Annotated in this window: 21 protein-coding genes and 1 pseudogene; 11 read left to right on the top strand and 11 right to left on the bottom strand. The window is 48.8% G+C overall.

The features are described from left to right. Together IXB50_RS19170 and IXB50_RS19175 are read right to left on the bottom strand one after the other, a co-directional pair. Positions 1-437 (bottom strand): annotated as a pseudogene (locus tag IXB50_RS19170) (hypothetical protein); the annotation flags it as partial. 9 nt (positions 438-446) lie between these two features. Next, the gene (locus IXB50_RS19175) at positions 447-860 is read right to left on the bottom strand and encodes a hypothetical protein (protein ID WP_215610605.1); all 414 of its coding nucleotides are present in this window, start codon (positions 858-860) and stop codon (positions 447-449) included. Positions 861-1,150: 290 nt separating this feature from the next. Between IXB50_RS19175 and IXB50_RS19180 the strand changes: the two genes are divergently transcribed. Together IXB50_RS19180 and IXB50_RS19185 are read left to right on the top strand one after the other, a co-directional pair. Further along, positions 1,151-1,501 carry a DUF5674 family protein gene (locus IXB50_RS19180; protein ID WP_215610606.1) on the top strand — a complete coding sequence of 117 codons (351 nt, stop codon included), beginning with the start codon at positions 1,151-1,153 and terminating at the stop codon, positions 1,499-1,501. Next, positions 1,492-1,854 carry a hypothetical protein gene (locus IXB50_RS19185; protein ID WP_215610607.1) on the top strand — a complete coding sequence of 121 codons (363 nt, stop codon included), beginning with the start codon at positions 1,492-1,494 and terminating at the stop codon, positions 1,852-1,854. Before IXB50_RS19180 ends, IXB50_RS19185 begins: the two co-directional genes overlap by 10 nt. Positions 1,855-2,178: 324 nt before the next feature. On the opposite strand, the gene IXB50_RS19190 is transcribed toward IXB50_RS19185, so the two are convergent. Both IXB50_RS19190 and IXB50_RS19195 read right to left on the bottom strand, forming a co-directional pair. Further along, positions 2,179-2,505: a XisI protein gene (locus IXB50_RS19190; RefSeq protein WP_215610608.1), complete on the bottom strand. Its 327-nt coding sequence runs from the start codon at positions 2,503-2,505 to the stop codon at positions 2,179-2,181. Beyond that, positions 2,472-2,939, bottom strand: a complete 468-nt coding sequence (locus tag IXB50_RS19195) for an element excision factor XisH family protein (RefSeq protein WP_215610609.1) — start codon at positions 2,937-2,939, stop codon at positions 2,472-2,474. The genes IXB50_RS19190 and IXB50_RS19195 overlap by 34 nt, the downstream gene beginning before the upstream one ends. Before the next feature lie 512 nt (positions 2,940-3,451). On the opposite strand from IXB50_RS19195, the gene IXB50_RS19200 reads away from it, so the two are divergent. The 3 genes from IXB50_RS19200 to crtD all read left to right on the top strand — a co-directional run bounded on the left by IXB50_RS19200 (position 3,452) and on the right by crtD (position 7,176). Then, positions 3,452-4,363: a HEAT repeat domain-containing protein gene (locus IXB50_RS19200; RefSeq protein WP_215610610.1), complete on the top strand. Its 912-nt coding sequence runs from the start codon at positions 3,452-3,454 to the stop codon at positions 4,361-4,363. A 717-nt stretch (positions 4,364-5,080) separates the two neighbouring features. Continuing rightward, the gene (locus IXB50_RS19205; RefSeq protein WP_215610611.1) at positions 5,081-5,614 is read left to right on the top strand and encodes a hypothetical protein; all 534 of its coding nucleotides are present in this window, start codon (positions 5,081-5,083) and stop codon (positions 5,612-5,614) included. A gap of 35 nt (positions 5,615-5,649) precedes the next feature. Continuing rightward, complete coding sequence (crtD, locus tag IXB50_RS19210; protein WP_215610612.1) at positions 5,650-7,176, top strand: C-3',4' desaturase CrtD; 1,527 nt, start codon at positions 5,650-5,652, stop codon at positions 7,174-7,176. A gap of 59 nt (positions 7,177-7,235) precedes the next feature. Here the strand turns inward: crtD and IXB50_RS19215 are convergent, their stop codons facing one another. After that, positions 7,236-9,698: an ATP-dependent Clp protease ATP-binding subunit gene (locus tag IXB50_RS19215; protein ID WP_215610613.1), complete on the bottom strand. Its 2,463-nt coding sequence runs from the start codon at positions 9,696-9,698 to the stop codon at positions 7,236-7,238. Between the two features lie 577 nt (positions 9,699-10,275). Then, the gene (locus tag IXB50_RS19220) at positions 10,276-10,758 is read right to left on the bottom strand and encodes a hypothetical protein (RefSeq protein WP_215610614.1); all 483 of its coding nucleotides are present in this window, start codon (positions 10,756-10,758) and stop codon (positions 10,276-10,278) included. 231 nt (positions 10,759-10,989) lie between these two features. On the opposite strand from IXB50_RS19220, the gene IXB50_RS19225 reads away from it, so the two are divergent. Then, positions 10,990-12,705: an ABC-ATPase domain-containing protein gene (locus IXB50_RS19225; protein WP_215610615.1), complete on the top strand. Its 1,716-nt coding sequence runs from the start codon at positions 10,990-10,992 to the stop codon at positions 12,703-12,705. A 135-nt stretch (positions 12,706-12,840) separates the two neighbouring features. Further along, positions 12,841-13,002 carry a hypothetical protein gene (locus IXB50_RS19230; protein ID WP_215610616.1) on the top strand — a complete coding sequence of 54 codons (162 nt, stop codon included), beginning with the start codon at positions 12,841-12,843 and terminating at the stop codon, positions 13,000-13,002. A 139-nt stretch (positions 13,003-13,141) separates the two neighbouring features. Here the strand turns inward: IXB50_RS19230 and IXB50_RS19235 are convergent, their stop codons facing one another. Further along, the gene (locus IXB50_RS19235; protein WP_215610617.1) at positions 13,142-13,846 is read right to left on the bottom strand and encodes a Uma2 family endonuclease; all 705 of its coding nucleotides are present in this window, start codon (positions 13,844-13,846) and stop codon (positions 13,142-13,144) included. Positions 13,847-14,098: 252 nt separating this feature from the next. Then, positions 14,099-15,517 (bottom strand): decarboxylating NADP(+)-dependent phosphogluconate dehydrogenase, encoded by a 1,419-nt coding sequence (gene gnd / locus IXB50_RS19240; RefSeq protein ID WP_215610618.1) that lies wholly within the window; start codon positions 15,515-15,517, stop codon positions 14,099-14,101. Positions 15,518-15,985: 468 nt separating this feature from the next. Here gnd and IXB50_RS19245 point away from each other — a divergent pair, with 468 nt between their 5' ends. The 3 genes from IXB50_RS19245 to IXB50_RS22550 all read left to right on the top strand — a co-directional run bounded on the left by IXB50_RS19245 (position 15,986) and on the right by IXB50_RS22550 (position 19,531). After that, positions 15,986-17,029, top strand: a complete 1,044-nt coding sequence (locus IXB50_RS19245) for a ParM/StbA family protein (protein WP_215610619.1) — start codon at positions 15,986-15,988, stop codon at positions 17,027-17,029. A gap of 129 nt (positions 17,030-17,158) precedes the next feature. After that, a complete protein-coding gene (locus tag IXB50_RS19250; protein ID WP_215610620.1) occupies positions 17,159-17,560 on the top strand; it encodes a hypothetical protein in 402 nt (133 codons plus the stop codon). 378 nt (positions 17,561-17,938) lie between these two features. Beyond that, complete coding sequence (locus tag IXB50_RS22550) at positions 17,939-19,531, top strand: FecR domain-containing protein (protein ID WP_215610621.1); 1,593 nt, start codon at positions 17,939-17,941, stop codon at positions 19,529-19,531. A gap of 129 nt (positions 19,532-19,660) precedes the next feature. On the opposite strand, the gene IXB50_RS19260 is transcribed toward IXB50_RS22550, so the two are convergent. From IXB50_RS19260 to IXB50_RS19270, 3 genes are read right to left on the bottom strand one after another with little or no spacing between them, the layout of a single operon-like run. After that, positions 19,661-21,454, bottom strand: a complete 1,794-nt coding sequence (locus IXB50_RS19260; RefSeq protein WP_326520843.1) for a glycoside hydrolase family 10 protein — start codon at positions 21,452-21,454, stop codon at positions 19,661-19,663. Positions 21,455-21,459: 5 nt separating this feature from the next. Next, positions 21,460-21,810, bottom strand: coding sequence for a translation initiation factor (locus IXB50_RS19265; RefSeq protein WP_215610622.1), 351 nt, complete (start codon positions 21,808-21,810; stop codon positions 21,460-21,462). Between the two features lie 15 nt (positions 21,811-21,825). Beyond that, complete coding sequence (locus IXB50_RS19270; protein ID WP_215610623.1) at positions 21,826-22,944, bottom strand: hypothetical protein; 1,119 nt, start codon at positions 22,942-22,944, stop codon at positions 21,826-21,828. 413 nt (positions 22,945-23,357) lie between these two features. On the opposite strand from IXB50_RS19270, the gene IXB50_RS19275 reads away from it, so the two are divergent. After that, positions 23,358-24,089: a hypothetical protein gene (locus tag IXB50_RS19275; protein WP_215610624.1), complete on the top strand. Its 732-nt coding sequence runs from the start codon at positions 23,358-23,360 to the stop codon at positions 24,087-24,089. Positions 24,090-24,108 lie beyond the last annotated feature (19 nt).

Consider the following 24,108-nt stretch of genomic DNA (forward strand, 5'->3'; position numbering starts at 1 on the left):
TGAATCTTGCCAGTCACCGCATTCGCATATTCCGTATACCGCTGCTTCTGAGCCGTATCCACCTGCGTTTTAGCATAATGCAGTAACTTAGGCAGAGCCGCCTTCTTCTCCTCTGGCGATTGCGCCCTCGTCTCACACTGCACATAGGGTCCCTGAGCAACAAACTGAATCACCTGCCGAGGAGAATGCCCCGCTTGCAGCGCCACCTGAGCAACCGTACGGTCCAATTGTTGAGCCGTCTGTTGATCCTCCGGATCTTCACTCGCGTAAGCCTGAAATAACGTCTGATAATCCTCAAAATTCACTCGTAGAGCAGCCTTTGCTAGAACCAAATACTGTTCTCTCGCCTGCTGTCCCTTTTCCGTATCAGGCTCCCGAGGCAACAATAGAGCCTCTTCCGAAGTCGTTTCTTTACCAGCTTTAGGAGACTTTGCCATGATCACTCCCTACAACACATCCGAAAAGTCGTTGAGTAGATCATCTTGAGCCAACAGAGAAATCTCCCCTGTTGGTACCGCCATGGGGCTAATTTCCGGAAACTGAGGCTGATCAGATTCGCTTGAAGGGGGCTCAATTCCAAACGTTTCCCGCAAATGCTGAATTTGCTCTTCCATCCGAATAATCGACTGACGAGCCAGGTCCTTTAGCTCTGTCTCCGAACGCTTGCCGGTATCCTTATAAGCAAAGGGAAGCCAAAACGCGCGAGCCGCAGTAGCCGCCTTCTCTTTGCCCTTGTAAGTACGATGAATCAGCCAGCTATATGTAACACCATTAGGAGAGCTACGGTCTGGTTCAAAAATAAAGCGCACCCGTGATTTGGTTGGCTTATCTGGATCGTCATTGCTGGGTTTACGAGGCATGGGCTAATTCTATGGCAATGCTCATTTGCCCATAGCTTAACGTTCAAGCTCAGTAATGCTGATACTATGCTAGATAACTTAACGTTTTGACCATACTCCCATAGAACTTGCGGATGTCATGCTGATCTAGCGGCAAGCTGTACGCTAGAGTCATCCTTGAAATACGGCATGTGGATGGGGCTATGGTACTCTGCTTTTTTGCCATGGAGATGTCATCATAGCGCCAGTACTATTTGGGCTAAAGCTGACGATACATAGATTAGAGAATGCCAAGCACGAATAGATGAACCATGATTGTGATCGTTAGAGGCCGTGCTACCCCCGAGCAGGTTGACCAAATGTTAAAGGCTCTGGGAATTTACATTAAGATGGCGGTGGACGTTGAGCGTGAAGTTTTAGCTGGGGGCGGGGAATTGCACGCTGATTGTGAGCTGGTTTTGCTGGATGATGGTAGCGAGCAGAAAAATGTTTGGGGGGCGGACTGGTATCCCACTAATCAGTCTGTGGGCTTTGAATCGATCATTAATATTCGCCCTAGCGCAAACAATCGTTCGATGCAAATTCAAGATCTTGAGTTACGTCAAAAGATAGAGAAAATTATCAGGTCATTTCTAGAAGGAGTTAAAATTCAATGGGAGTGAATTGGGACATTCTCAAAAAACGATTCCTTCAGGCTGACCAAACAGCTCAGCTGGAAAGTCTTGCGTTGAATTTAACTCGCATTCAGTTTTTTGCTGATAGCGTTACGGGTGAATCAGTTGTTGAACACCTTATTAGGGAAAGTCAGTTTTTTATCGAGTGGATAGTGCCAGATATTGATTTGGAGACTAGCCTGGACCAGGCTATTGAGTTGGCTGACCTGCAACGGTTGCTGAGTCGCTGGAAGTTAAATTGCTCGGATTGGTGGGGTGACGAGCAAAAACGGCAGGAGGTGGCACGACTTTCTCAGGAGTGGTGCGATCGTATTCTTAAACAGCACACATTATCGGCTTAACAGAGCTGACTCTCTTCGCAACTAATAGTGTGCTCGTCGTTTTAGGTGAATTTTATAGATATTCCCAATTCCACTTTTATAGCTGGAGTTGAAGAAACTGTAGCGGCAAATTTAGCCTACGGGATTGCTACTCGTGGTGAAAATTGTGCTTGGTTACTCACAGCAAAAATGTCTATGCCTATAAAGAAGATTTGTGGCGTCAGACCGAATAGTCCAAATTTAGGCCAGTAAATTTTTATAAATCTGAAAGTCCTTACAAATAAGGGCTTTATCCACTTGATGACGTTCTACCACTATCGTACACTTTAATTCCAAGCGGATGGCTCAAGAAGTTTGTGCCACTGGTTGAGGGTCAGTTAAAAAAGCTAAGACAATTTGTTCTGAAGCAATCCCAGCTGCAATTAAGTCCTGGGTTATTCCCTGCTCCATGCCGTCATACTCAACCAAAACTTTCCCGCTATCCAAGGTGATGTAAATCAGATTGCCTCGAATGCGTCGACCTCTATCCCAACCGACTTGCATAAGAGCATACCGACTTTGCTGATCATCAAAGACGGTATCCAGACGAATATCACCATGGGAGGGTTTGAATTGGGCATACCGTTGAATTACCTGCTTTACGATTGCTTGGTGTTGCGTGGTGGGATCCATTGCTGAACCTCTGCTGTTTCAAGGTTGACAACGAGTAAGTTGAGAGGCAACTCATGAATGACGAGTTCACCAATCGGCTCACTTAAAATCTGATCATAATCTGGATTTCCCACAGCCAGGTAAAGTCGACGTTCAGGATCGATTTGGTTGAGCAGTAATCGGTAGAGCACATATTGACCAATGGCCTGCTCAAGGTCGCTAATTGCTGACTGCCCACGGAAGGATTTGATTTCCACAGCAATTTGACTATTTCCTTGGGAGGCCCCAATGAACTGACTTTGAAAGCCATTGAATTGGCCCAGTTCAGTTGCTGCTAAATCAACGAACAAAAATCGTTCACCATAAGATATTACGTAGGGATCGTCTGTAATTGTCCACCCATCTTTAATCAGAGCTTGTCTGACAACACCATGAATAGTGTCCCGTTGAGGCATTGGATGCTAATCGATATCGCTGAAACTAGTCTGACAGAATAGTGGGCGATATACGGCATCATTTCAACCTGCTCACCTACGTCTTCAGCGTGAAAGTTCAACGAAATTTATGTCAATTTATAAGCTATCATTTAGATCAAAATTAGATCAGTCATATTCAGCTAGTCTGAAATCCTTATTCAGAGGTCACTTCTGAAGCTTGAGCTACTGCCTTACACGCAGGATGTCACTGGTTCGAGCCCAGTATCGTCCATAGGTTTCAGATGTTGGCAAAAAGCGTGAACTAAATGTGAACTAGATTTTATGTTTAGTTTATTCAGGTATGCAGAGCTGGTCGTTCTGGAATACGGACATTTTTGGTACGAAACTTGGGTTTCGATCTAAACTGCTGCAGTTCCTGGTGTGTGCGATCGCATTAGAAACCACAAGCAAGTTAATTTGTGGGATATCTTACTGACACATATTCCCTGGATTATTCTTAAAATTTAGCAGCCTACTCCTCATTCAAAGCTATGTCTGCCGAAGATTATCAGCCTCCTATTGATCAACTACTCGCTTACGGTAGGCCTAACATCGCCTATTCAGACCAATGGATTAACTATGTCGATGAATTGGGACTGACCACAGAACATATTCCTGAACTCGTTCGCCTCGCCTCGGATAAAGAACTCGATGACGACGACGACGTAGAAATCTATGCCTGCATCCATGCCTATCGTGCCCTTGGCCAACTGAAAGCAGAGTCTGCCATAGAACCGCTGATCCAGCTGCTAGGTGATGAGACCAATGATTGGATTCTAGAAGAACTCCCCGAAGTCTTTGCCATGATCGGGCCAACTTGTATTGGCCCATTAGTCGATTATTTAACCAGTCCGGAACCTGGCTCATACTCCAAAATGGCAACCGCAAGGGGGCTACAAGAAATTGCAAAAGCCCATCCTGACTATCGAGATGACTGTGTTCAGCATTTATCAAACGCCCTTGCTCGTCATAAACAGCAGCCGCCAGACCTCAATGGTAGCTTGGTTGCCAAGCTGCTCCGTCTAGAGGCGACAGACGCTGTAGACGTAATTGAAAAAGCCTACAAAGAAGGCCCCATGGATGAAATGTTCTGTGGTACCTGGGCCAGGGTCCAAATCGAGTTAGGGCTGGCCACAGAATCAGATTTCACCCCTGAAGAACTTCATCACTTCATGCCGGAATGGATGGAAGCCATCCAACATGCTGCTCAGGGTATTCGGCAACTGCCTCAATCTAAATCGTCGATTGCTTTACCGACAAAAACAGCGCATCCTACAGGACTGACGCGGTTTGGAAAGGGTGACCTTGCTGCCGCTGAACAATCTAAATCTCCTAAGCCAAAAGCTGGATTTGGCTCATCCAAAAACAAGGAGAAAAAGAGCAAGAAAAAGAAAAAACGCTGAACCTCACTCTAGATAAGGTTTTGAAAGACTAGAAATCCACAATCTCTATCTATTCAGAGAGGTTGCTTGCAACCTCGCCCTCTGCTTCTAACAGGGCAGAGACAAGTCCATCATCGAGGGTAAACCCGTTGTCGAAAGCAACTTGGACGAGCGGTCTCATTGAAATACGGCATAATGATACACCTTACGTATTAGTAAGCTCACCAACTGCGTTATCCTCTATTTCTTCAATAGGTTATGCTCTATGTTCCTATTTTTTTATTGGCCCCATTGATTAACCGAATCATTAACTTTTTATGAGATCTTGGTATCAAGTTCTTTACTTAGAACGCTATTGGATAGCATTGAGCGCATGATGATTTTTCATCAACTGCTCAAACTACTAAGCGAGTGTTTCCTGAAAACCCTTTAGTACTTATCAGATCTGGAATACAGCAGTGTGATTGCCTAAGACTGTTAAGAGACGTTATTTCGCCAATAGAAGTAAATTTTATCAAGAAGACTTTCTTAAGAAGCTACAGAATACATAGATTTATTCGGAATAATTCTATGAGTGCTTCATAAGGGACCTCTTTTCCCGCAGATAAATTACACCTGTATTAAATGCCTGGTTTTTGCATCAACCTCAGGTAAGGACGGTAATTTATGGCAAACGTCTTTGAAGTCGTCTGGGTGATTCATCTGATTACTGTTTCTTGAATCTTCAGTCCATACGCCTTGACTATGGTATTCGTTAGCACCAAACCCACCCTTCCACGCTGGCTCTGCGAAAAAATCTTAATCGGCCACTTGCCTTGGCAGCAGAGTCTTTGTCAGTCTTACAGTGATTTCAATCATGTTTATACATTGCACGATTCCTATTTGTTAGGCACTTATCAAAGTGCCGAAACCTATGGGGAAACGGTTCTCTGTTTTCTATGGGACACCCTATGGCTACCGGAAGCTGCCAGCTGTCAGGTAAAGCAGAATGAGCCCTTGTTTTTATTGATTAAAGTGACTAAGACCCTTGGAATTGTCCTGTCTGAAGGCACATTACCCAAACCAGATAAGCAACCTCGTCGCATTCTCAAAGCCGAGCATGTGGAGGTAGATGATCAAACTGTTTTGGTGATTGACGATACTCAGCAAAATACATTGACCGTTGTGTTCTCAGGCCAACTCCATTTTCTAGCTATGGATAGTGAACAACGCCTGATAAATCTGGATATAGAGTCTGCTTCTAGTCCCAAAGACATCTTCCTAGGAGCTTAGACAGTTACACTAGGGTCAGGTTAACAAATGTAAACATGGCCCCATCAATCGGTTCTCAGCCCGCCCATAGACAGCCCAAGGTAATTGTGATTGGGGCAGGGATTGGTGGTCTAACCGCTGCGGCATTGCTGGCTAAGCGTGGCTACTCGATTGAGGTGTATGAGCAGGCCATGGTGACCGGGGGCTGTGCATCTACGTTTCGACGTCGGGGGTTTACCTTTGATGTGGGAGCCACCCAAGTCGCGGGCTTAGAACCCGGTGGCATTCATCATCAGATTTTTTCAGACCTAGGATTAGATCTACCGGCAGCTGAGCATTGTGATCCGGCCTGCGCTGTTTTTCTGCCGGATGAAACCACACCCATTAATGTATGGCGGGATCCAAATCAGTGGCAAATTGAACGGCAACGGCAGTTTCCGGGCAGTGAACCCTTTTGGCAAAAGCTCGGTGATTTATTTAACTACAGCTGGCAGTTTCAGACTCGACAGCCGGTCTTACCCCCTCGCAGTCTATGGGATACCTGGCAGTTAACGAATTCTCTGCGACCGAATACGCTGCTGACAGTACCCTATACATTCTCAACGGTAGGACAGTTGCTCAAGGGCTACGGTCTTTATGAAAATCAGCGACTTAAGACATTCCTCGATCTACAGCTCAAACTCTATTCTCAGGTCGGTGCGGATGAAACGGCCCTATTGTATGCGGCCACGACTCTAGGGGTATCTCAAGCCCCCCAGGGATTATTTCATCTGCAGGGCAGCATGCAGGTACTTAGCGATGCCTTGGTAAAGGCAATCAAGCAATATGGCGGTCAGGTTTTCCTGGGACATTCGGTGAAGCAGATTCAGCTTGAGGGGAACCGTCCTCGGTTTGTCAGGGTATGCCATCAAAAAACAGGTGAAACCTGGTTAGCGCCTACAGACCATGTGGTAGCCAATGTCACTGTCCAAAACCTGACAACACTCCTAGGGAAGCAAACGCCCAAAAGATATCAGCAACGGGTAGATAAGCTGCTCTCACCATCGGGGGCCTTCGTGGTCTATCTCGGTGTGGAGCAGGCGGCCATTCCTAAAAATTGTCCACCGCATCTCCAGTTTCTCTATGATTATGACGGTCCTATTGGGGAAAATAATTCGCTGTTTGTGTCGGTTAGCCGTCCGGGCGATGGTCGTGCCCCTGAAGGTAAAGCAACTATTGTGGCGTCGTCATTTACGGATGTGCAGGCATGGCAGCAGTGTCGCGATTATGACGCATTAAAGGCAGAGTATGAGCAGGGTGCGATCGCAAAGCTAAACCAGTACTTTAACCTGGCCCCCCAACATATCATCCACGCTGAATCCGGCACACCCCGCACCTTTGAGCGATACACGGCCCGCCACCAGGGCATGGTCGGTGGCATCGGTCAGCGACTCTCTACCTTCGGTCCCTTCGGTTTTGCCACCCGCACACCTATTCCTAAGATATGGCTAGTGGGAGACTGCGTGCATCCGGGAGAAGGTACAGCTGGGGTAAGCTATGCAGCCTTGACAGCAGTAAGGCAGATTGAGCAAATGGAACGGTAATCTACCAAAATCTGTAGGGATTGTGGGGTAGGCACAAGGCACTACCCCGACGAGACTTTCTAGACCCGAGCCCCTACCAATGCAGGCTGCTTAGCAGGTTTGACGACCACTTGGGCATCCTGATCCAGGTCAAATACCGCCGTATCACCATCGGTAATCGTTCCCAGCAGCAGGGCTTCTGCCAATTGATCCTCAATTAAGCGAGAAATAGCACGACGCATGGGACGAGCACCGTAGGCTGGGTCATAGCCTTCATCGACCAGATGCTGCTTAAAGGCATCGGTCAGCTCCAGGGTAATATTGCGCTCTGCTAGCCGCCCGGTTACCTGAGTCAGTAGGATATCGGCAATTTGAGCTACTTCAGACTTAATCAGCTGACGGAAGACAATAATCTCGTCAATACGATTTAACAACTCAGGTCGGAAGAACTGCTTCATTTCTTCGTTGACCAGGTTGCGAATATTGTTGTAACGAGAGGTCATCTCATCATCTTCGCTCAGCTCAAAGCCTAGACCACCGCCACCTTTCTCAATCACCTTAGAACCAATATTTGAGGTCATGATGATCAGCGTGTTCTTAAAGCTCACCTTACGACCTTTTGAATCACTCAGATGACCGTCATCCAATAGCTGCAGCAAAATATTGAAGACATCAGGATGGGCCTTTTCAATCTCATCTAGCAGAATCACGGTGTAGGGCTTACGGCGCACCGCTTCAGTCAGCTGTCCACCTTCGTCATAACCCACATATCCCGGAGGAGAACCAATCAGCTTAGATGTGGACTGGGGCTCCATAAACTCTGACATATCGACACGAATCATCGCATCTTCAGACCCGAATACGGCAGCAGCTAGAGCTTTAGCCAGCTCGGTTTTACCTACACCTGTAGGACCGGAGAAAATCAGGCTAGCAATGGGACGGTTGGGATTACGCATGCCGACACGCGAACGTCGTACAGCCTTGGAAACTGCTTCAACTGCTTCATTCTGGCCAACTACACGCTTGTGAAGTGTATCTTCTAGATGCAGAATCATGGCAGACTCTGACTCGGTCAGACGACTTACTGGCACACCAGTCCAGGAGGCGACAATATCAGCAATGTCTTCGTCAGTCACTTCGGGATGGGGGGTACCGCTGGGGAGTAGCTCTGTCAGTAACCCTTGCTCCTTGGTCCGGAGTTCGCCAACTTGACTAAAGGCCTGGCTTTCGATCAGCTGCATAATCTCAGACTGGACTTTGCGCAGCTCTGTACGCTTATCTCCAGCCGGAATCTTTTGGGAGTAGCGCAGTCGTACCCGTGAACCGGCCTCGTCAATCAGGTCAATGGCTTTGTCGGGTAAATGGCGATCGCTAATGTAGCGATCCGACAACGTGGCCGCTGCCGCCAGGGCTTCATCCGTAATGGTGAGGTGATGGAACTGCTCGTAACGTCCCCGAACACCGCCTAAAATCTCTAGGGTGTCCTCCACGGTCGGGGGCTTGACTATAACTCGCTGGAAGCGACGCTCCAAGGCAGCATCTTTCTCAATGTGCTTGCGATACTCTTCTAACGTGGTAGCGCCAATACACTGTAGCTCACCTCGGGCCAGGGCGGGCTTGAGCAGGTTGGCAGCATCCATGCTGCCTTCTAAGGAACCAGCCCCCACCAGGGTATGAATCTCATCAATCACCAGGATAATGTCTTGGGCCTTACGCACCTCGGCTATGACCTGGTTGAGACGCTCTTCAAAGTCCCCACGGAAGCGAGTACCAGATACCAGCATGGCCAGGTCAAGGCTGACTACACGACGGTCAAACAAGGCCTCAGGAACATCCTGGTTGATAATACGCTGGGCTAGACCTTCTGCGATCGCAGTCTTACCGACACCGGGTTCACCCACTAACACCGGGTTATTTTTCGTCCGTCGACCCAGGATTTGGACCACCCGTTCAATTTCTTGCGTCCGGCCAATCACCGGATCAAGTTTGCCAGCCGCTGCTAGCTCAGTCAGATCAGTACTAAACTCAGCCAGTACCCCACCCCGCTTGGAGGAGGGTCCAGCCTTCTCATCATCCCGAAGACGACCACCACCAGCCGGAATCGCCGACACTTCACCAATCGTCCGAATCAGCTGGGTACGTACCTGATTGGGGTCCACACCTAAGTTATTCAACACCCGATAGGCAACACTCTCAACATTCTGAGTCAGGCTCAGCAGCAAATGCTCTGGCTCAATGTAGGGATGATCCAGCTTACGAGCTTCTTGAAACGCTTGCTCAAAGACTTGCTTAACCTTAGGAGTGAAGGGAATTTCGGTCGGTCCATTACCAGACCCACGGCCAATGATGGACTCTACTTCGGCACGAGAATTAGCCAGGTTGACTCCAAAATCGCTCAGTACTCGAGCAGCAATGCTAGAACCCTCTTTAACAATTCCCAGCAGCAGTTGCTCACTGCCGACGAAATTGTGCCCGAGACGCCTTGCCTCTTCCTGGGCTTGCATGATCACCGCAATTGCCGCATTGGTGAAATGTTCAAACATGTTTTATGGACCTCTGCCAGGATATGGAGCCGAAACCTATAGATAAGTTGAATAACTTGGTGTTAACCAAGGTTACATCAGACATTAAGATTTTTAACTATGTAATAAAAATATACCCATCTTCGAGACATCTCGACAGGTTGGAGAGCCGAAGTTAAGTAGGTGGGGTAACCCGTATATCTTCATAGACAATGGGTATGGTTTCAGTTTGCCCGAAGGATAAAGGAATTTATAGGAATATAAACAAACGGCCATCTAATCTCCATATCTACGCAGAGTGCATAAAAGATTCATAAAGAAATCGCCCCCTCACCTGCATTTGACCTGTGGCAAGTAAGGGGGGCTTCAAATAACGATTTATCTCGCTGCAACTATTTGTTTCTATACAAAAAGGAACTATAGAAACTGATTGACTATAAATTAATTGAGGCAAATCAATATTTTGTCAAAAGTAAAAAATAGAGTGCAAACCGGAATTGGATATTACTCCGTTAACCACTGATGGATTTATGCCAAATCCTTACCCAATGGCCGCCAAGGATGAGTCATCACCCCTGATTATTTACTGCCCGCCATCCTAGATGATGTCAGCTTGAACCGTCTGACAAGTCTCAAGGATTTGCTCATCCAGCTCAGATAGAGCACTAATGGGGGTAAAGCCGCTAATACTCAACTCGGGGCCTACCTGTCCAGCTGCCAACGTCTCAGACTGTACAGCTAAAGAATACGGGTGACTGGTCTGCTCATAGCTATCGATCACATTTAGATCCAGACGAGTCGATGAAATATCACCATTAAAACAATCAAACGAAGAACTGGGCATATAAAATGCACCTACGGTCTGACGACCTGTTACTTCAAACACCATATAGATAGAGCCAGGTTGAGCCGCAACTGACTGTTGACCATATAGGTAGACACCATCTGCTAGGGGAGCATTGGAGACCGCATCAGCCAAGGCAGTAATGGGAGATAAACTGCTCAGCAATGTAGCGCTGAGTAAAACGAGGGCGGACTGGATGAACTTTGGGCAGTGGGGGCGAAATGACAAATAAGCCATGGGATACGTGGTTACACCTCTATGTATTCAAGTATTCATGAACTTCAGGGTTGGCTAAGTGATACCTCTAGGCCTGGGGGATGACGTTTAACACAAGGGCTTGTGATGACTGTCACAAGGAACTGTATTGCTTGTATTTCAAGACTTATACAGTCTTAAGCAAACCTTAAAAGGCAAGCAAATGCAGCTTTAAACGTAAAATCAGGATTGCTTTGAGCCCCGATTCCACCCATGCCGTCACACCGTGACCTTGAACAACAGCTAGCCCAGCTCGATGGACGTAGCTACTCTGCTTACAAAAGCCTGAAGGGCACCTATACCTTTCCTGATTTCGATCTCACCCTGGCCCATATACAAGGCGATCCGTTTGCGGCTCCCAGTCGAGTCAGTATTTGGATTAGTCACGGGCAGGCTCAGTTCCCGGCTATCTATTGGCATGACCAAACACGACAGGCGACCTTGGCCGATTTTCTGCATCGCCACATCCTTGATGTCATTCCCCAAATTCAACAGCGACGGGGTTCGGGTAAAAGTGGTTGTTTAATGGTGGCTCCCACTAGCCAGGTGGTCCTGGCACGCACAGCAGTGCAAGTCACCCCTGAGGGCATTGAGCTACGACTAGGGGTGGGACTGCCTGCCTTTGGGCGAAGGATTGCCGGGACAGCAGCCAGGGACCTCTTAACTCAGGACCTACCTAAATTAGTAACGACAGCCTTGCAATACCAGCCAGCGTGGCAGTTGGCTATAGAAGAGCACATCACCACTGTAGAAAATGCCAATGCGCTGAGGGCACAGCTAGCCGATCACAACCTGGTTGCCTTCATTGCCAATGACTCAATTTTGCCAAGACAGAGTGGTGTTAATCCAAAACCTTTATCAAAGGCAGTTCCTTTTAAATCCCCCAGGGCATTAGAGGTGACGTTACAAGCTCCCCATACAGGCTCCATTACAGGTCTTGGAGTTCCTGCAGGGGTCACTCTAATTGTCGGTGGCGGCTACCACGGCAAATCTACGGTACTTAAAGCCATTGCCCACGGTGTCTATAATCACATCCCCGGTGATGGTCGAGAACAGGTGGTAGCTGATGCAGAGACGGTAAAAATTAGAGCGGAAGATGGTCGTGGTGTTACAGGTGTGGATATTTCTCCCTTTATTGATCGCTTGCCCCAGGGGATATCCACTCAGGCATTTAGTACCATCAATGCTAGTGGTAGTACGTCCCAGGCTGCGAATATTCTAGAAGCAATGGAGGCAGGGGCTCGGGTGCTGCTAATTGATGAGGATACGGCAGCAACGAATTTGATGATTCGAGATCGCAACATGCAAACCCTGATCGCCAAAGAAAAAGAACCGATCACTCCATTTATCGATAAGGTCCAACAGCTCTACACCGATCACGGTATTTCCACAGTGCTCGTCATGGGCGGCAGCGGCGACTATTTTGAAGTGGCCGATCACGTTATCGCTTTAGACAACTACATGGCCCATGATGTCACGGCTAAAGCAAAAGCGATCGCCACTGAATACCCCAGCAAACGTCAGGGCGAAGGAGGACAGCAGTTCGGTACCATTACCCAGCGATGTATCCAACTCCCTCAATTTGATCATGGTCGCAAGCCCGCCAAAGTCAAAACCCAACGACTCACCACCCTCACCATTGGCCCAGAAGACATCGACCTACGCGGCATCGAACAACTGATAGAACCGAATCAAACCAGAGCCATTGCCCATGCCATCCTTACCTGGCAACAACAGAACCGTTGCCACTCCCTAAAAAATCTCCTAGACGACATCATGAGCTGGGTAAAGCGACAGGATTTTGATGCGCTCACCCCCTACCCCATGAATGATCTCAGTGAGTTCCGCCGCCATGAATTAGCCGCTATTATCAATCGCCTGAGAAGTCTCAGAGTAATCTCAGATAGCGAAGATTCGTTGCCCCAGTAGAAACACCTATAAATGTTGTCTAGATCCCTCATTATTGAACCTTCAGTGAATCGTTTTTGTCACCGATAGCCACTCAAGGCAGGTGGGCACGTTTAGCTTGAGATAGACGTGCCTTTTTATACCCATACTGGTCCAATGCAACACCCTCAAGAACCCAATCTCGAACAGCCGCGTATTAAATGGTCCTGGCTGACCCTAAGCTGCATTAGCCTATTCTCTGGTTTTTTATACCTGGCCGTTGCAGACATCACGGCCCCTATTCAGCTCACTCAAAATCCCACCGAGCAGCAACCGTAGTAGTTAAGCCCAATTTACAAAAATCATACTGAGAAGGTTCATCATTTTTTACGATGATGAACCTTGTGGGTTTAAACAAATTATTTAAACCTTGTCCACGTCCAGAACTGGAGTTTTACCGTGGGAGAAACTACAGGTTTCAACTTGGACGTGGTTTATGTTGACTATCCAGCCAATCGACAAATGTTGAATGTTCAGCAGTTGCTAATCCCTTTTGCACGTCTGCTAACACAGTAGCCATATCACCCTTTAACAAAGCTTCCACAGACAAATCTAAGCCTGGAAAGAAACTACTGCAGATCAACCCCTGCTCATCGGGGGACAGTTGCTGATATTCACCATCGGTTAACTGAAACCAGCTAATCTGACAATCTAGTACCTGCCATACAATATATTCTTTGACACCATTGCGCCGGTAAACAGTCTTCTTTTCGTGTAAGTCATAGGCGGCACTGCTACCGGCAATTTCTACGATTAGTTCAGGCGCACCCTCTACATAGTCGTCTTCGCTAATATACGATTGACCACCATAAGCTGTCTTAACACGAAGTAGCGCATCGGGTTGTGGTGCATTATCAAGGTCAAGACGAACCGTAGAATTATCTGCCGCTTCTAGACCAGGAGTGAGGGCAGCATAAACGCCTAGCCACATCATGATGTCACTATGGGGTTTACCATGCTTACGATATCTAAGGGCAGCAGGCACGTAGACGACTCCTTCGATCAGTTCGGCTTTTTTGAGATTAGGCATGGCAGCGTATCGCCGCTCAAACTCATCACGACTGAGGTGATCGCCATTTTCAAGCTCGGGGGGGCTTAGGACTGATTGATTAGCTGAAGCCATGGCTCACAAAGTTGATAAATCTGTTCGACTCATAGTCACTGCTGCATTTCCTCAACACAGAACAAACGTTAACGTTGAAAGCATTTTTCAAGTTGAAAATAATGCAGACCATAATTATCTGAAAATCGCCTAACGAAATCCTTTGTCATACCGTCAGCTAGACTCCATACATTATAAAATCCAAGGGGCTCGCCACCCTTTCGAATGCGAACCCCTCGGATTTTATATTCAACTAGCTAGTGGCCATTGGATTTAAACCGCAGCTGTTTCCTTTGCCCACTCAGTGTGGAATGTACCGTCTTGATCCACACGTTTGTAGGTATGGGCACCAAAGTAATCGCGCTGAGCCTGGGTGAGATTCTGAGGTAGTTGAGCCCGGCGATAGCTGTCAAAGTAATCCAATGACGCGCTAAAAGCCGGTACCGGCACACCATACTGGGCTGCCATTGCTACCACATCCCGCCAGGCAGATTGTCGGTCCAGAATCGTTTGCTTAAACTCAGGAGCCAACAACAAGTTAGGCAATGCAGGATTTTCAGAAAACGCATGCTTAATCTTGTTTAGGAAGCGGGCTCGAATAATACAGCCACCTTTCCAAATGCGAGCACATTCGCCTAAGTCTAGATCATAGCCATAGGTCTCTGATGCCTTGCGCAACAGGGCCATGCCCTGGGCATAGGAACAAATCTTGGAACAATACAGGGCATCGCGAATCTTATTGATCCACAGGGTAGTGTTCTCGGTGATCTTGCCATCAGGACCGCTAATCTGAGTGGATGCTGCCACCCGCTCATCTTTAATCGATGACATAATCCGAGCATTGACCGCCGCTGTAATCGTGGGAATCCCCACACCCATTTCTAAGGCATTCATCACGGTCCAACGACCGGTACCTTTTTGACCAGCGGCATCCAAAATTTTCTCTACCAGGGCTGTATCACCTTCGGTCTTAGTGAAAATATCAGCCGTGATCTCAATTAAGAAAGAATCTAGTTCCTCCGTGGTATTCCACTGGGCAAAAACTTCGTGCAGTTGCTGATGACTCAGACCCAGGACATTTTTCATCAGGTCATAGGCTTCGGCAATCAACTGCATGTCGCCATACTCAATGCCGTTGTGCACCATTTTGACGTAGTGGCCGGCACCGCCAGAACCGATATAGGTGACACAGGGACCGTCATCCACTTGGGCGGCAATTTTTTTGACAATGGGTTCGATGGACTCATAGGCCGCACGGGTACCACCGGGCATAAGGCTAGGACCATTTAAGGCTCCTTCCTCACCACCGCTCACACCCATACCGATAAAACGGAAGCCAGCACCCTCAAGGGTCTTCACACGACGCTCGGTGTCCTCATATAGGGAGTTACCACCATCGATAATCATGTCTTCGGGATCGAGCAGCGGCATCAGCTGGTCAATGACCGCATCCACTGGCTTGCCTGCTTTGACCATCAGTAGAACCCGACGGGGTCGCTCTAAGGACGCCACAAACTCCTCCAAGGAATAGGCAGCCACGACATTTTTGCCCACCGCTCGATTAGCCATGAAGGCATCTGTTTTTTCGCGGGATCGATTGTAAACAGAAATCGGAAAACCATTGCGTTCGACGTTGAGGGCTAGATTTTCCCCCATCACCGCCAGACCAATTACTCCAAAACTTTGTGCCATAACCTGTTTCCTAGTGTCTAAATTTGTGGCCACATTCAAAACTCAAATCTTTCGTAGAGGAAAACTCAAAGTTCAACTTGAATGTGATACGGGCGCTGTCTTGGCTACCAGCGTAGACACTATTTTCTAAAACATGGACGGACTCATAGGTTTTCTTCAAACTCCATGTAATAACGATGGATTCAAGGTTTCATTTGCTACCAGAATGCTTGTTCTTTTAAGGTATTCGGTGTTTTTTGTGATTTATAGTACAATTGAACCATTAACCAAGTTCAGATATTTCTTAATTAATTGCAATGCCCACTTTGTCACCGAGGCGACGCAGGGTTAAGCAGGTTTACGGCATGATGTATCAGAACTTGAGCAGTTGCTTTTCTGTGGAGCTTTTACTTAGTAGCCCCTTCACAGTTAGTATCGGTTTTAGTTACTTATTCGTTTTCAAAGGTTTTTTAGTTCCCAACTTGCGTTATGCCTACGTCTAGAATGAAGCTCCTTAGCATTGACCTTGGTCGTACAGCCACTAAAACCTGCATCAAGCGCAACCAGAATGATGTGGTCCTCGTTCCTTCGAATGTTGCCCATCTGACAGTAGAGCAGGCGCGGCGCGGTGGGTTTGAATCGCAACCGAGCGATCCACTGCTGGATATGTGGCTGGAATATCAGGGTAAGGGGTATGCCGTTGGTCATTTGGCCGCTGACTTTGGGGCGGACCTGGGTGTGGGCCAGTCAAAAGTAGATGATGCCTTGGTCAAAACCTTAGCCTGTGTGGGCTACTTTGGCCTGAAGGGCAACCTTGGCGTTGTGCTGGGGCTGCCATATCACTCCCAGGAACAGTTTGATAGCGAAAAAGCGGAAATTATTAGCCTGCTGACGTCCCCCCATGTCATGGTCTACCGGGGAGAGTCCATGGACATAAATGTGGAGAAGGTCTGGGTTATGCCAGAAGGGTATGGCAGTCTGATCTGGAGTGAAGCCCAGAATAAGCGCACATCTAGCCCTGACTTTCCCAATCTATCGGTGGCCATTGTGGATATTGGTCATCAAACCACAGACTTTTTGGCCATTGATCGCTTCCGTTTTGCTCGCGGTGCGTCGCAAAGTGAATCCTTTGGGATGGCGCAGTTTTATGAGCGGGTAGCGGCTCAGATTGATGGAGCAGATAGTCAGTCCTTATCGTTAATTGCTGCCGTTCATAACCCAGAGGGGGAGCGATTCTATCGTCCTAAGGGAGCATCACGCCCCACCGACCTAGACGAAATTTTGCCCAGTTTACGTAAGAGTTTTGCTCGTGAGCTGTCCCAGCGTTTTTTGAGTTGGCTGCCGGAGCGGGCTACGGATGTAATTGTGACGGGTGGCGGCGGTGAGTTTTTCTGGGGCGAGCTGCGGCCTCTACTAAAGGAGGCCAGACTCAAGGGACATCTGGCTAAGCCTTCACGCCAGGCAAATGCCCTTGGGCAATACATATATGGTGAAGCTCAGCTGGCTAACCTGAAGGCCGCTGCCGCTGGTTAGATTGACGGATAACCCCTGGTTATGCGTTATTAGGGGCAGTGCTAAACCACGTCCAAGTTGAAATCCGTAGTTTCTTCTACGGTAAAACCTAGTTCTGGACGTGGATAAGGTTTATTGCTCCTGACTAATATGGCTGCTAGATCCATCCGTAAGAGCGTTTCCTTTGATGAAAGCAAGGGAGATAAGGCCTTGTTGGATGCGATCGCAGCCCACCAGTCTGAGCATGCCCAAAGCTTTAACGAGCTATGTAAGCAAGCGTTGCATCAGTATCTACTGAGTCGAGAACCGACCCAGTCGGTACTACTATTTATGGAGCTACAGCACCAGGTAGCCCAGTTAGGTGTCCGGGTCGCCGCCCTTGAAGACGAAACTAGCATTGCATCAGCATTTAGCCAGCCAGAGTCACCCATAGCGGCAACCAAAGACACCATTACAGAAACAGTCAATGACGTTCTCCCTACAGACCATGACTCCAGCATGAGTGATGATCCCGTGCTCAGTCGTTTGGGACCGTTATTAGATGACTTTTGAGTCTGTAGGGACAGGGTTTATAACCGTTCTTAATTATGTACGGACCTGGCTCCACCCATAAGAAAAGACCTCAATCGTGTAACCAGTGACAGACAATCCAACAAAATCTTCAAGAAAAGTGTGAATGAATGTCCCACACTTCATCAAATCTTGCCCACCTTTGGGAATAACACCGGTAGCATAAATCTAAGGGTGTATTAAGAACTTTATATATTCGGGGGTTTTAATGATCTCACCATCTCTGTAGCTGGCTGGACCCAGATTAGTCCATTGCGTAACTACAGATTAACCACTGATGAATCAGTGGATTCAAGCAAATTGAACTGAGGTCATTGCAGAGTAGTCCTTAATTATCTAGCTGGTTCACATCCGACAGTAATGGAAAAATTGAACGTAGCAGCGACTGGTCGCTGGCTGTCATTGGTTTGTGCATCCTTGGGGATGTTGTTATCAATGCCCAGGTCTGCTAACGCGCAGTCAGCCCTCACTTGGGCCAGGGTAGAACTCACCCGAAATCAAGTTCAATTATTTACAAATGGGCAGTCCCGCAGGGCGAAGATATCCGATGTTTTGGGTGTCAATGATTCCTTGAGCACAGCTCGTAGTGCCCGTGCAGAACTCCGTTTTAACGATGGTTCTCTCGCCCGCATCGGTGAAAGCGCAGTTTTTCGATTTACCCCCAACACTCGAAACTTTCGCCTATCCAACGGGACCGTACTGCTACTGATTCCCCCAGGACAGGGGCGCACCACGATTCAAACCCCCAATGCCACTACGGGTATTCACGGATCAGCTTTGTTTGTCCGCTTTGTACCTGAAACTAACACCACCATTATTGGAGCTCTGACCAACAATTCAGAAGGTCCCATGATGGCCTTCAATGAAGATGGGTCTGTGCAACAACCTCTCTATGCAGGGGAAATGGCAGTACTGCAAGGAGATGGCATCCTGCAGCACTTCTCCTTTGACATGGTTGAGTTCTATGAAACGAGTGATCTACTCGCTGATATGCAGTTGGACGATCCTGAAGCAACCACAGGGGATGTTGGGTTGGACGCCGTCAGACAAGAAATTCAAGACGCTCTAAATCAACAACAACAGTTTGAAAACGATGATGATGTCATTGAAAATCCGGCATTTCTGTCGGCCAATCCTAATGCACCAATCGCTTCAGTGACATACATTCAGGATTTTGCCAGATCCCCCGCCGCTAATTTCTTACAACAAGACGGCATCGAATTTAGTCGCCTTGCTAATCCACCGTCAGCCCAGGTCGAGCCGCCCCCGACGCCCCAGCCGCCACCGCCTCAACCACCGACCCCCCAGCCTGACCCCCCGACCCCAAATCCACCTGTTGAGCCACAACCGCCAACACCACCGGTCAAACCAGAGGTGGGTGAGATTGCGCCTCAGCCGACTCAGCCTGTTACCCCTGACCCTATTAATGCTGGTGGACCAACCACACCAGGGAATGGTCCTAATCAGCCGGGTGGACAGCCAGTTATCCCTGAAACTACGGCACCTAACCCAGTACAGCCGATTGATAAACCCACTCCCATCAACGAACCGGTGGTGATCGAACAGCCCGCGCCCGCACCTGTGCCAACACCGGAGATTGTCATTGCTCCGGAAGCACCCACGGCGGCCCCTAATGAGCTGATCAATCAACTGATTGAAAAACCAACAGAATTGCCAAACACCCCCGTTGTCCCTGTGGAACCCACTGTTTTACCTCCGGAGACGATCATTCCCCCCATCGAGACGGTTGTAGAACCAGAAACTGAAGCCCAGATTGACCGGTTGCCAGACGATGTGATTGTGCAAGAAGCACTGCCGCCAACAACAGATCCTGGGGAAACAAATCCTGCAGACACCCCACCGCCCGGTCAAGTTGGGGCCACCCCCGGCCAGTCAGGTGAACCGCCCCCTGGTCAAGTTGGGGCCACGCCTGGACAGGGAGGAAATATTTAACTGAGATTTAAACCTTGTCCACGTCCAGAACTGGAGTTTTTCCGTAGAAGAAGCTACCGGTTTCAACTTGGACGTGGTTTAAGTGTGGGGTTAATGGCAACCTCACACTTGAACCTCATACTTAAAATCTCACACCTGGGGAACTGGAACCTTTTGCGGAAAGAGTTGACGCAAACTTTGCTGACGCTGTTCTAAGGTCTCAGTATCTGACCACCAGAGCGATTCATAAAAAAAGAAGGACACACCTGCATAACTGCGATCGCGCACAGCCCCCACCTGTTCCTGGATCCGCTCCATGGGTACAGGTCGTCCCCGCAAACCGCTGAGTACACCTACTGCCGTGGGAATATGACGGCGGGCTGCTTGAGCGGGGGGACGGTTCATCTCCCACACAAACCGACCCAGGTCACTGCGATAGAGTTGCACAATCAACTCCTCTACATAGCCTCGGTTTACCCACGTATCCCAATCTTGCAAAAAATACTTGTAGGCAAACTCATGGGGATTAGGAGACACCGAAAAAATAGCCTTGGGCTGACGTGCCTTGACCACGTCAAAGGTGCGTCGCATAACATCGGTAATTTTGTCAGCGCGCCAACGGGTCCATTCAGGATCAAAATGATCGGCTGGAGGAGCCTGGCCATGATGCTCCTGACGATATAGGTCAACAGTGTAGGGATCGTAGCCATAGACTGCCGGTAAACCAAAGTGGTCGTCTACCTGAAATCCATCAACGGAATAGTTGGCTACTAGCTCACTTACCATATCGAGCATAAACTGCTGTACTTCCGGATGGAAGGGATTTAGCCACACCCGATTGTGGGTGCCTTCCGCTTTGACTGTACTGCCATCAGCTTTTTGGGTCAGCCACTCTGGATGACTCCGGGCTAGGGCAGAGTCTGCTGGAGCCATAAACCCAAACTCAAACCAGGGAATCACTCGCAGCCCCAGGGGATGGGCCAGACCAATCAGCTCTTTGAGCATGTCGCGATCGCCCTGAGCGGCTTCCAATGCCTCGTTCCGCTCACCGGTATTGTCCAAGTCTGGGTACAGCCCTTGCTTGTAGCCAAAGGTCCGCTGTGCCACAGCGCTAGGGTACAGGGTATATCCCCAGTTCCACACGGTGGGATACACCGTATTGAAATTGAGCGAGGCCAGTCGCTGCAGACCCGACTCCAAATTTTCACGGGAAAACAATACCTGACTATCAATATTCGTCAGCCACGCTCCTCGAATCTCCTGCTCGGGAATTGGACGAGGGGCCAAGGGAACTGGCTGAATCCGCTGGGGGATCAGGGCTGCCATGGTCTGATCGGCACTGGCAGCACAGAGCAAATTAGCCGCCATCCGGTAGGATTCACTACGATTAGGGTTTAGACGCGGTTTCCTACCTGAAGTATCGGCCTCAACCGGAATCACTCCCTGCGCCAGGGCAGCGGCTACGCCTTCGCGGTAGTCTGTGGAGATCAGCGAGCTATCGCGAAAGGTGGCTTTAAGTAAACGGGTGGCATCGGCCTGGTAGGGTAAGGCGGCTCCAGTCGTGAGCACAGAGAGGGCCTGCGATCGCAAAATATGTCGTTGCCCTCCAGCAGCATCTCCCAAGGCAGCTACCAGCAATTGTTCCGTTTCGGACTCACCCTCAAATGTCAGCCCCAGGGCCTCATTAGCCGCCGCAAACTTGCCTGGAAATAAACCTAATACCGAGGTGGCAAACTGTTGTTGTGAAATCGGTTGTGCCCCATAACGCACCTGATCCACAGCCAAGATTTGACGCTGGCTCAAAACCGAAACACAGGGCTGCTGACGCCAATCATCTATAGCATGGGCACTCATGCTAAGCCAGCCAACCCAACCACAAATTAATAGCCCTAACAGACCGTAGCGCCCAAACTTTGAGCGTCTAGAGAATATAGAAAAAAACACGGATATTAGCCCCCGCTCCGCTTGGCACGATAGCCCTTAGCAATCAGGAGCTCCACCAACTTAGGCGCATGCTCCCCCTGGATTTCGATAGTGTTATCCTTCACCGTGCCACCAGAACCACACTGAGCTTTGAGCGCCTTAGCCAGCTTTGTCAAAGTCTCAGGTGAGTGCTGAAAACCACTAATAACAGTCACCTTCTTCCCTTTACGCCCTTTGCCACTCACCTGTACCCGCAGGTCTTGCTCCGCTGGCGGTCGATCAGGTACCGCCCTTTCCATGGCCGGGTTTTGTCCAAATTCTGAATACACCACCCGATCGGTAGCCTGCCCAGTTTTTTTCCCCTTACGTTTTGCCATGCATGGCTCCTTGTTTTAATCCCAGAAATTTTCCCACGCATTGCGGGGTTGACTCTGATTGATCTGAGAGGAACTATCAAATGCTGGTGTTTGTAGAGGCGCTGCAGTCTCTATATCAGCAGGGGGCAATACTTGAGTATTAGCTCTGCCTGCCGACGGAGCCGTCGTCCCCAGGGAGCCAGTGGCTGGTTGGGTTGAAAAGGGATCGGCCCCCGAGCGCTGCTGAGTTAGACGATTAAAATCTGACAGCGATGCAGGGGGAACATAGCCCGTTGTCCCCGGTGGCGGAGACATATTAGGTGTAGTGCGAATAAATGGCCGATTGAGGCCCTCTAAACTGCCGGGAGCTACACCCGTTTGACCAAATTGGTCAAACGAAAAGGTTGTTTGACCAATTGCTTGATTATCAGTCGCATTGTCAACCGCAGCAGCTTCACTCGTAGTGCCCTCTCTAGAGTCCACATCAGAGTTGCTAGTTCCACCAGTTAGACCAGTCCTCGCAGGGCTAGTCGGTGAGCTTGCAGGCAACTCCAACTGACGCTGGGCAAACGAAGCCCCTAAAGCACTTGCTGCTTGCCCAGACTCAGACTCAGACCTGAGATTCAATATGGATTCTGTCGGTCGCTGTACCGGAGCTATGGTCTGAGGATCATTAGACTGCACATTGGCCCCTCGCGCCCCCGTACCCAGAAAGCTATATTCGCCGATGTAGCGCTTTAAGCGGTCAACATTCGACTCGCTTACCTCTGAAGCATCGATAGCAGCGTTGAGAGCAGCAGCAGCACTAGAGTCTCCGCCGGTTGTCAAGGCAGATACGTCAGAATCCAGCTGAGCCAACAACAGCTCAACATTATCCAGCTCAGCGGCAATCGATTGCTCTTCTGGTGTCAGGGACTCAAGCAACCTATCCGTAGAGTTGGAGTTGCTTGAGTTGTTTCCTAGTCCTTGAGCATTGATTTGCCAGGGTAGCTGCCCCGGATTTTGACGATATTCCCAGGCATACAGACCAACAATCCCCGTCATTAGAATGCCAAGCCATAACCATGGATTTGAGGCAAATTGTAATCGAGACGGCAGGTATCGGACAGATGGAGGTAACCGCATAAGTAAATGCCCCAAATCAACGATAGCCATTGGCATCGCCTGGGGTGACGATCTTACAAAAAAAGCACGGACACAGTTGCTAACTAGGTTGCCCCTTTAAGCCTATGCTGACACGTATCAAAAAAAGTTGCCTATAGAAGCGTAACAATAGCCCCATTGGCACAGAGGCTAACCCCTTCTTAGTAAGCGATTATAGGTCATGGTCAAAAACCTGACTCCATAACCGCAAGGTTTATTCAGCTTGCCGATAGCGGTTCTAAAAACTCGAAGTATACTTACCTTAAACTCAGCAACCGCTATTCAAAGATTTGGTTAAGCGTTCTGACTTTCAAACGGTCCTGTATCAATTGTTCTAATATTATTGACGACTGCGGCACCCCGCAGACTATATCAGGGTTAGCATAGATTTCTCGTACCACATTGGCGGTTTGGTAGCACATGTAATGTCTACTTCTAAAGTCCCCCAACTTCCTCTCACAGACGATAACGAAGCCAGTAGCCTTCGTTATGAAGTCAATCCGGCTATTGCCCTGAATGCACTGACCGATATTTATAAACAGGTACAACAGTATCAGGTACAACTGCGACATCTGGCCCAGAACATTCATCAGGTTTATGCAGAAGGACCGGTTGTTTCGGGCTGGCTAGCCTCTGAAGCCAGCTTAAATGCGGCAGTAAAGCACTCTCCTGCTGTTAAGCATGTAACCCCTGCAGCCTCCTCTGGTAGTTGTCATTTGAGTACAGAAGATATCCAGGTAGACAACCCTCTCAAGCCCCAGCAGCAGTTGGAGCCCCACCAATCTCCAAACGAAATAGATGTGGCGCTCTTCCGCCATGGTGATGCCAACGATTTGATGAACTATCTGTCAGCCCTAGAAAGCTCCATGCTAGAACAGGGGGCATCAGACGATGAGGTGGCGAGTAGCAATTCCCAATCTCATCAACCTTCATCGGAGGACATTGGGAATCCCAGCCAATATTACCTTTGCCAGTTGGACAGCAGCGGCCAAATTCAGGCTGAATCCTGTCCACCAGAACAGGTACCGGTGTTGAGCATGGCCATTGCCCGTTACCGACGTCTCAATCAGCTGATCAAGCAAAAACAAGAGATTGAGACCAAACTCCAGGCTGTCGTAGATATATTGGGAGATGCCCAACGCGTATTGACGGACTAGGGCTTATTGTTTATTTGGT

It is taken from the genome of Leptothoe spongobia TAU-MAC 1115 (assembly GCF_018739885.1).
Lineage (GTDB): Bacteria > Cyanobacteriota > Cyanobacteriia > Phormidesmidales > Phormidesmidaceae > Leptothoe > Leptothoe spongobia.

Bases quoted from the DNA above. Each gene is read 5' to 3' on its own strand.
- IXB50_RS19185 (WP_215610607.1), top strand. From the start codon at position 1,492: ATGGGAGTGAATTGGGACATTCTCAAAAAACGATTCCTTCAGGCTGAC.
- IXB50_RS19250 (WP_215610620.1), top strand. From the start codon at position 17,159: ATGGCTGCTAGATCCATCCGTAAGAGCGTTTCCTTTGATGAAAGCAAG.
- IXB50_RS19175 (WP_215610605.1), bottom strand. From the start codon at position 860: ATGCCTCGTAAACCCAGCAATGACGATCCAGATAAGCCAACCAAATCA.
- IXB50_RS19230 (WP_215610616.1), top strand. From the start codon at position 12,841: ATGCAACACCCTCAAGAACCCAATCTCGAACAGCCGCGTATTAAATGG.
- IXB50_RS19200 (WP_215610610.1), top strand. From the start codon at position 3,452: ATGTCTGCCGAAGATTATCAGCCTCCTATTGATCAACTACTCGCTTAC.
- IXB50_RS19225 (WP_215610615.1), top strand. From the start codon at position 10,990: ATGCCGTCACACCGTGACCTTGAACAACAGCTAGCCCAGCTCGATGGA.
- IXB50_RS19275 (WP_215610624.1), top strand. From the start codon at position 23,358: ATGTCTACTTCTAAAGTCCCCCAACTTCCTCTCACAGACGATAACGAA.
- IXB50_RS19235 (WP_215610617.1), bottom strand. From the start codon at position 13,846: ATGGCTTCAGCTAATCAATCAGTCCTAAGCCCCCCCGAGCTTGAAAAT.
- IXB50_RS19190 (WP_215610608.1), bottom strand. From the start codon at position 2,505: ATGGATCCCACCACGCAACACCAAGCAATCGTAAAGCAGGTAATTCAA.
- IXB50_RS19265 (WP_215610622.1), bottom strand. From the start codon at position 21,810: ATGGCAAAACGTAAGGGGAAAAAAACTGGGCAGGCTACCGATCGGGTG.
- gnd (WP_215610618.1), bottom strand. From the start codon at position 15,517: ATGGCACAAAGTTTTGGAGTAATTGGTCTGGCGGTGATGGGGGAAAAT.
- IXB50_RS19220 (WP_215610614.1), bottom strand. From the start codon at position 10,758: ATGGCTTATTTGTCATTTCGCCCCCACTGCCCAAAGTTCATCCAGTCC.
- crtD (WP_215610612.1), top strand. From the start codon at position 5,650: ATGGCCCCATCAATCGGTTCTCAGCCCGCCCATAGACAGCCCAAGGTA.
- IXB50_RS19180 (WP_215610606.1), top strand. From the start codon at position 1,151: ATGATTGTGATCGTTAGAGGCCGTGCTACCCCCGAGCAGGTTGACCAA.
- IXB50_RS19215 (WP_215610613.1), bottom strand. From the start codon at position 9,698: ATGTTTGAACATTTCACCAATGCGGCAATTGCGGTGATCATGCAAGCC.
- IXB50_RS19245 (WP_215610619.1), top strand. From the start codon at position 15,986: ATGCCTACGTCTAGAATGAAGCTCCTTAGCATTGACCTTGGTCGTACA.
- IXB50_RS19270 (WP_215610623.1), bottom strand. From the start codon at position 22,944: ATGGCTATCGTTGATTTGGGGCATTTACTTATGCGGTTACCTCCATCT.
- IXB50_RS19195 (WP_215610609.1), bottom strand. From the start codon at position 2,939: ATGCCTCAACGGGACACTATTCATGGTGTTGTCAGACAAGCTCTGATT.
- IXB50_RS22550 (WP_215610621.1), top strand. From the start codon at position 17,939: ATGGAAAAATTGAACGTAGCAGCGACTGGTCGCTGGCTGTCATTGGTT.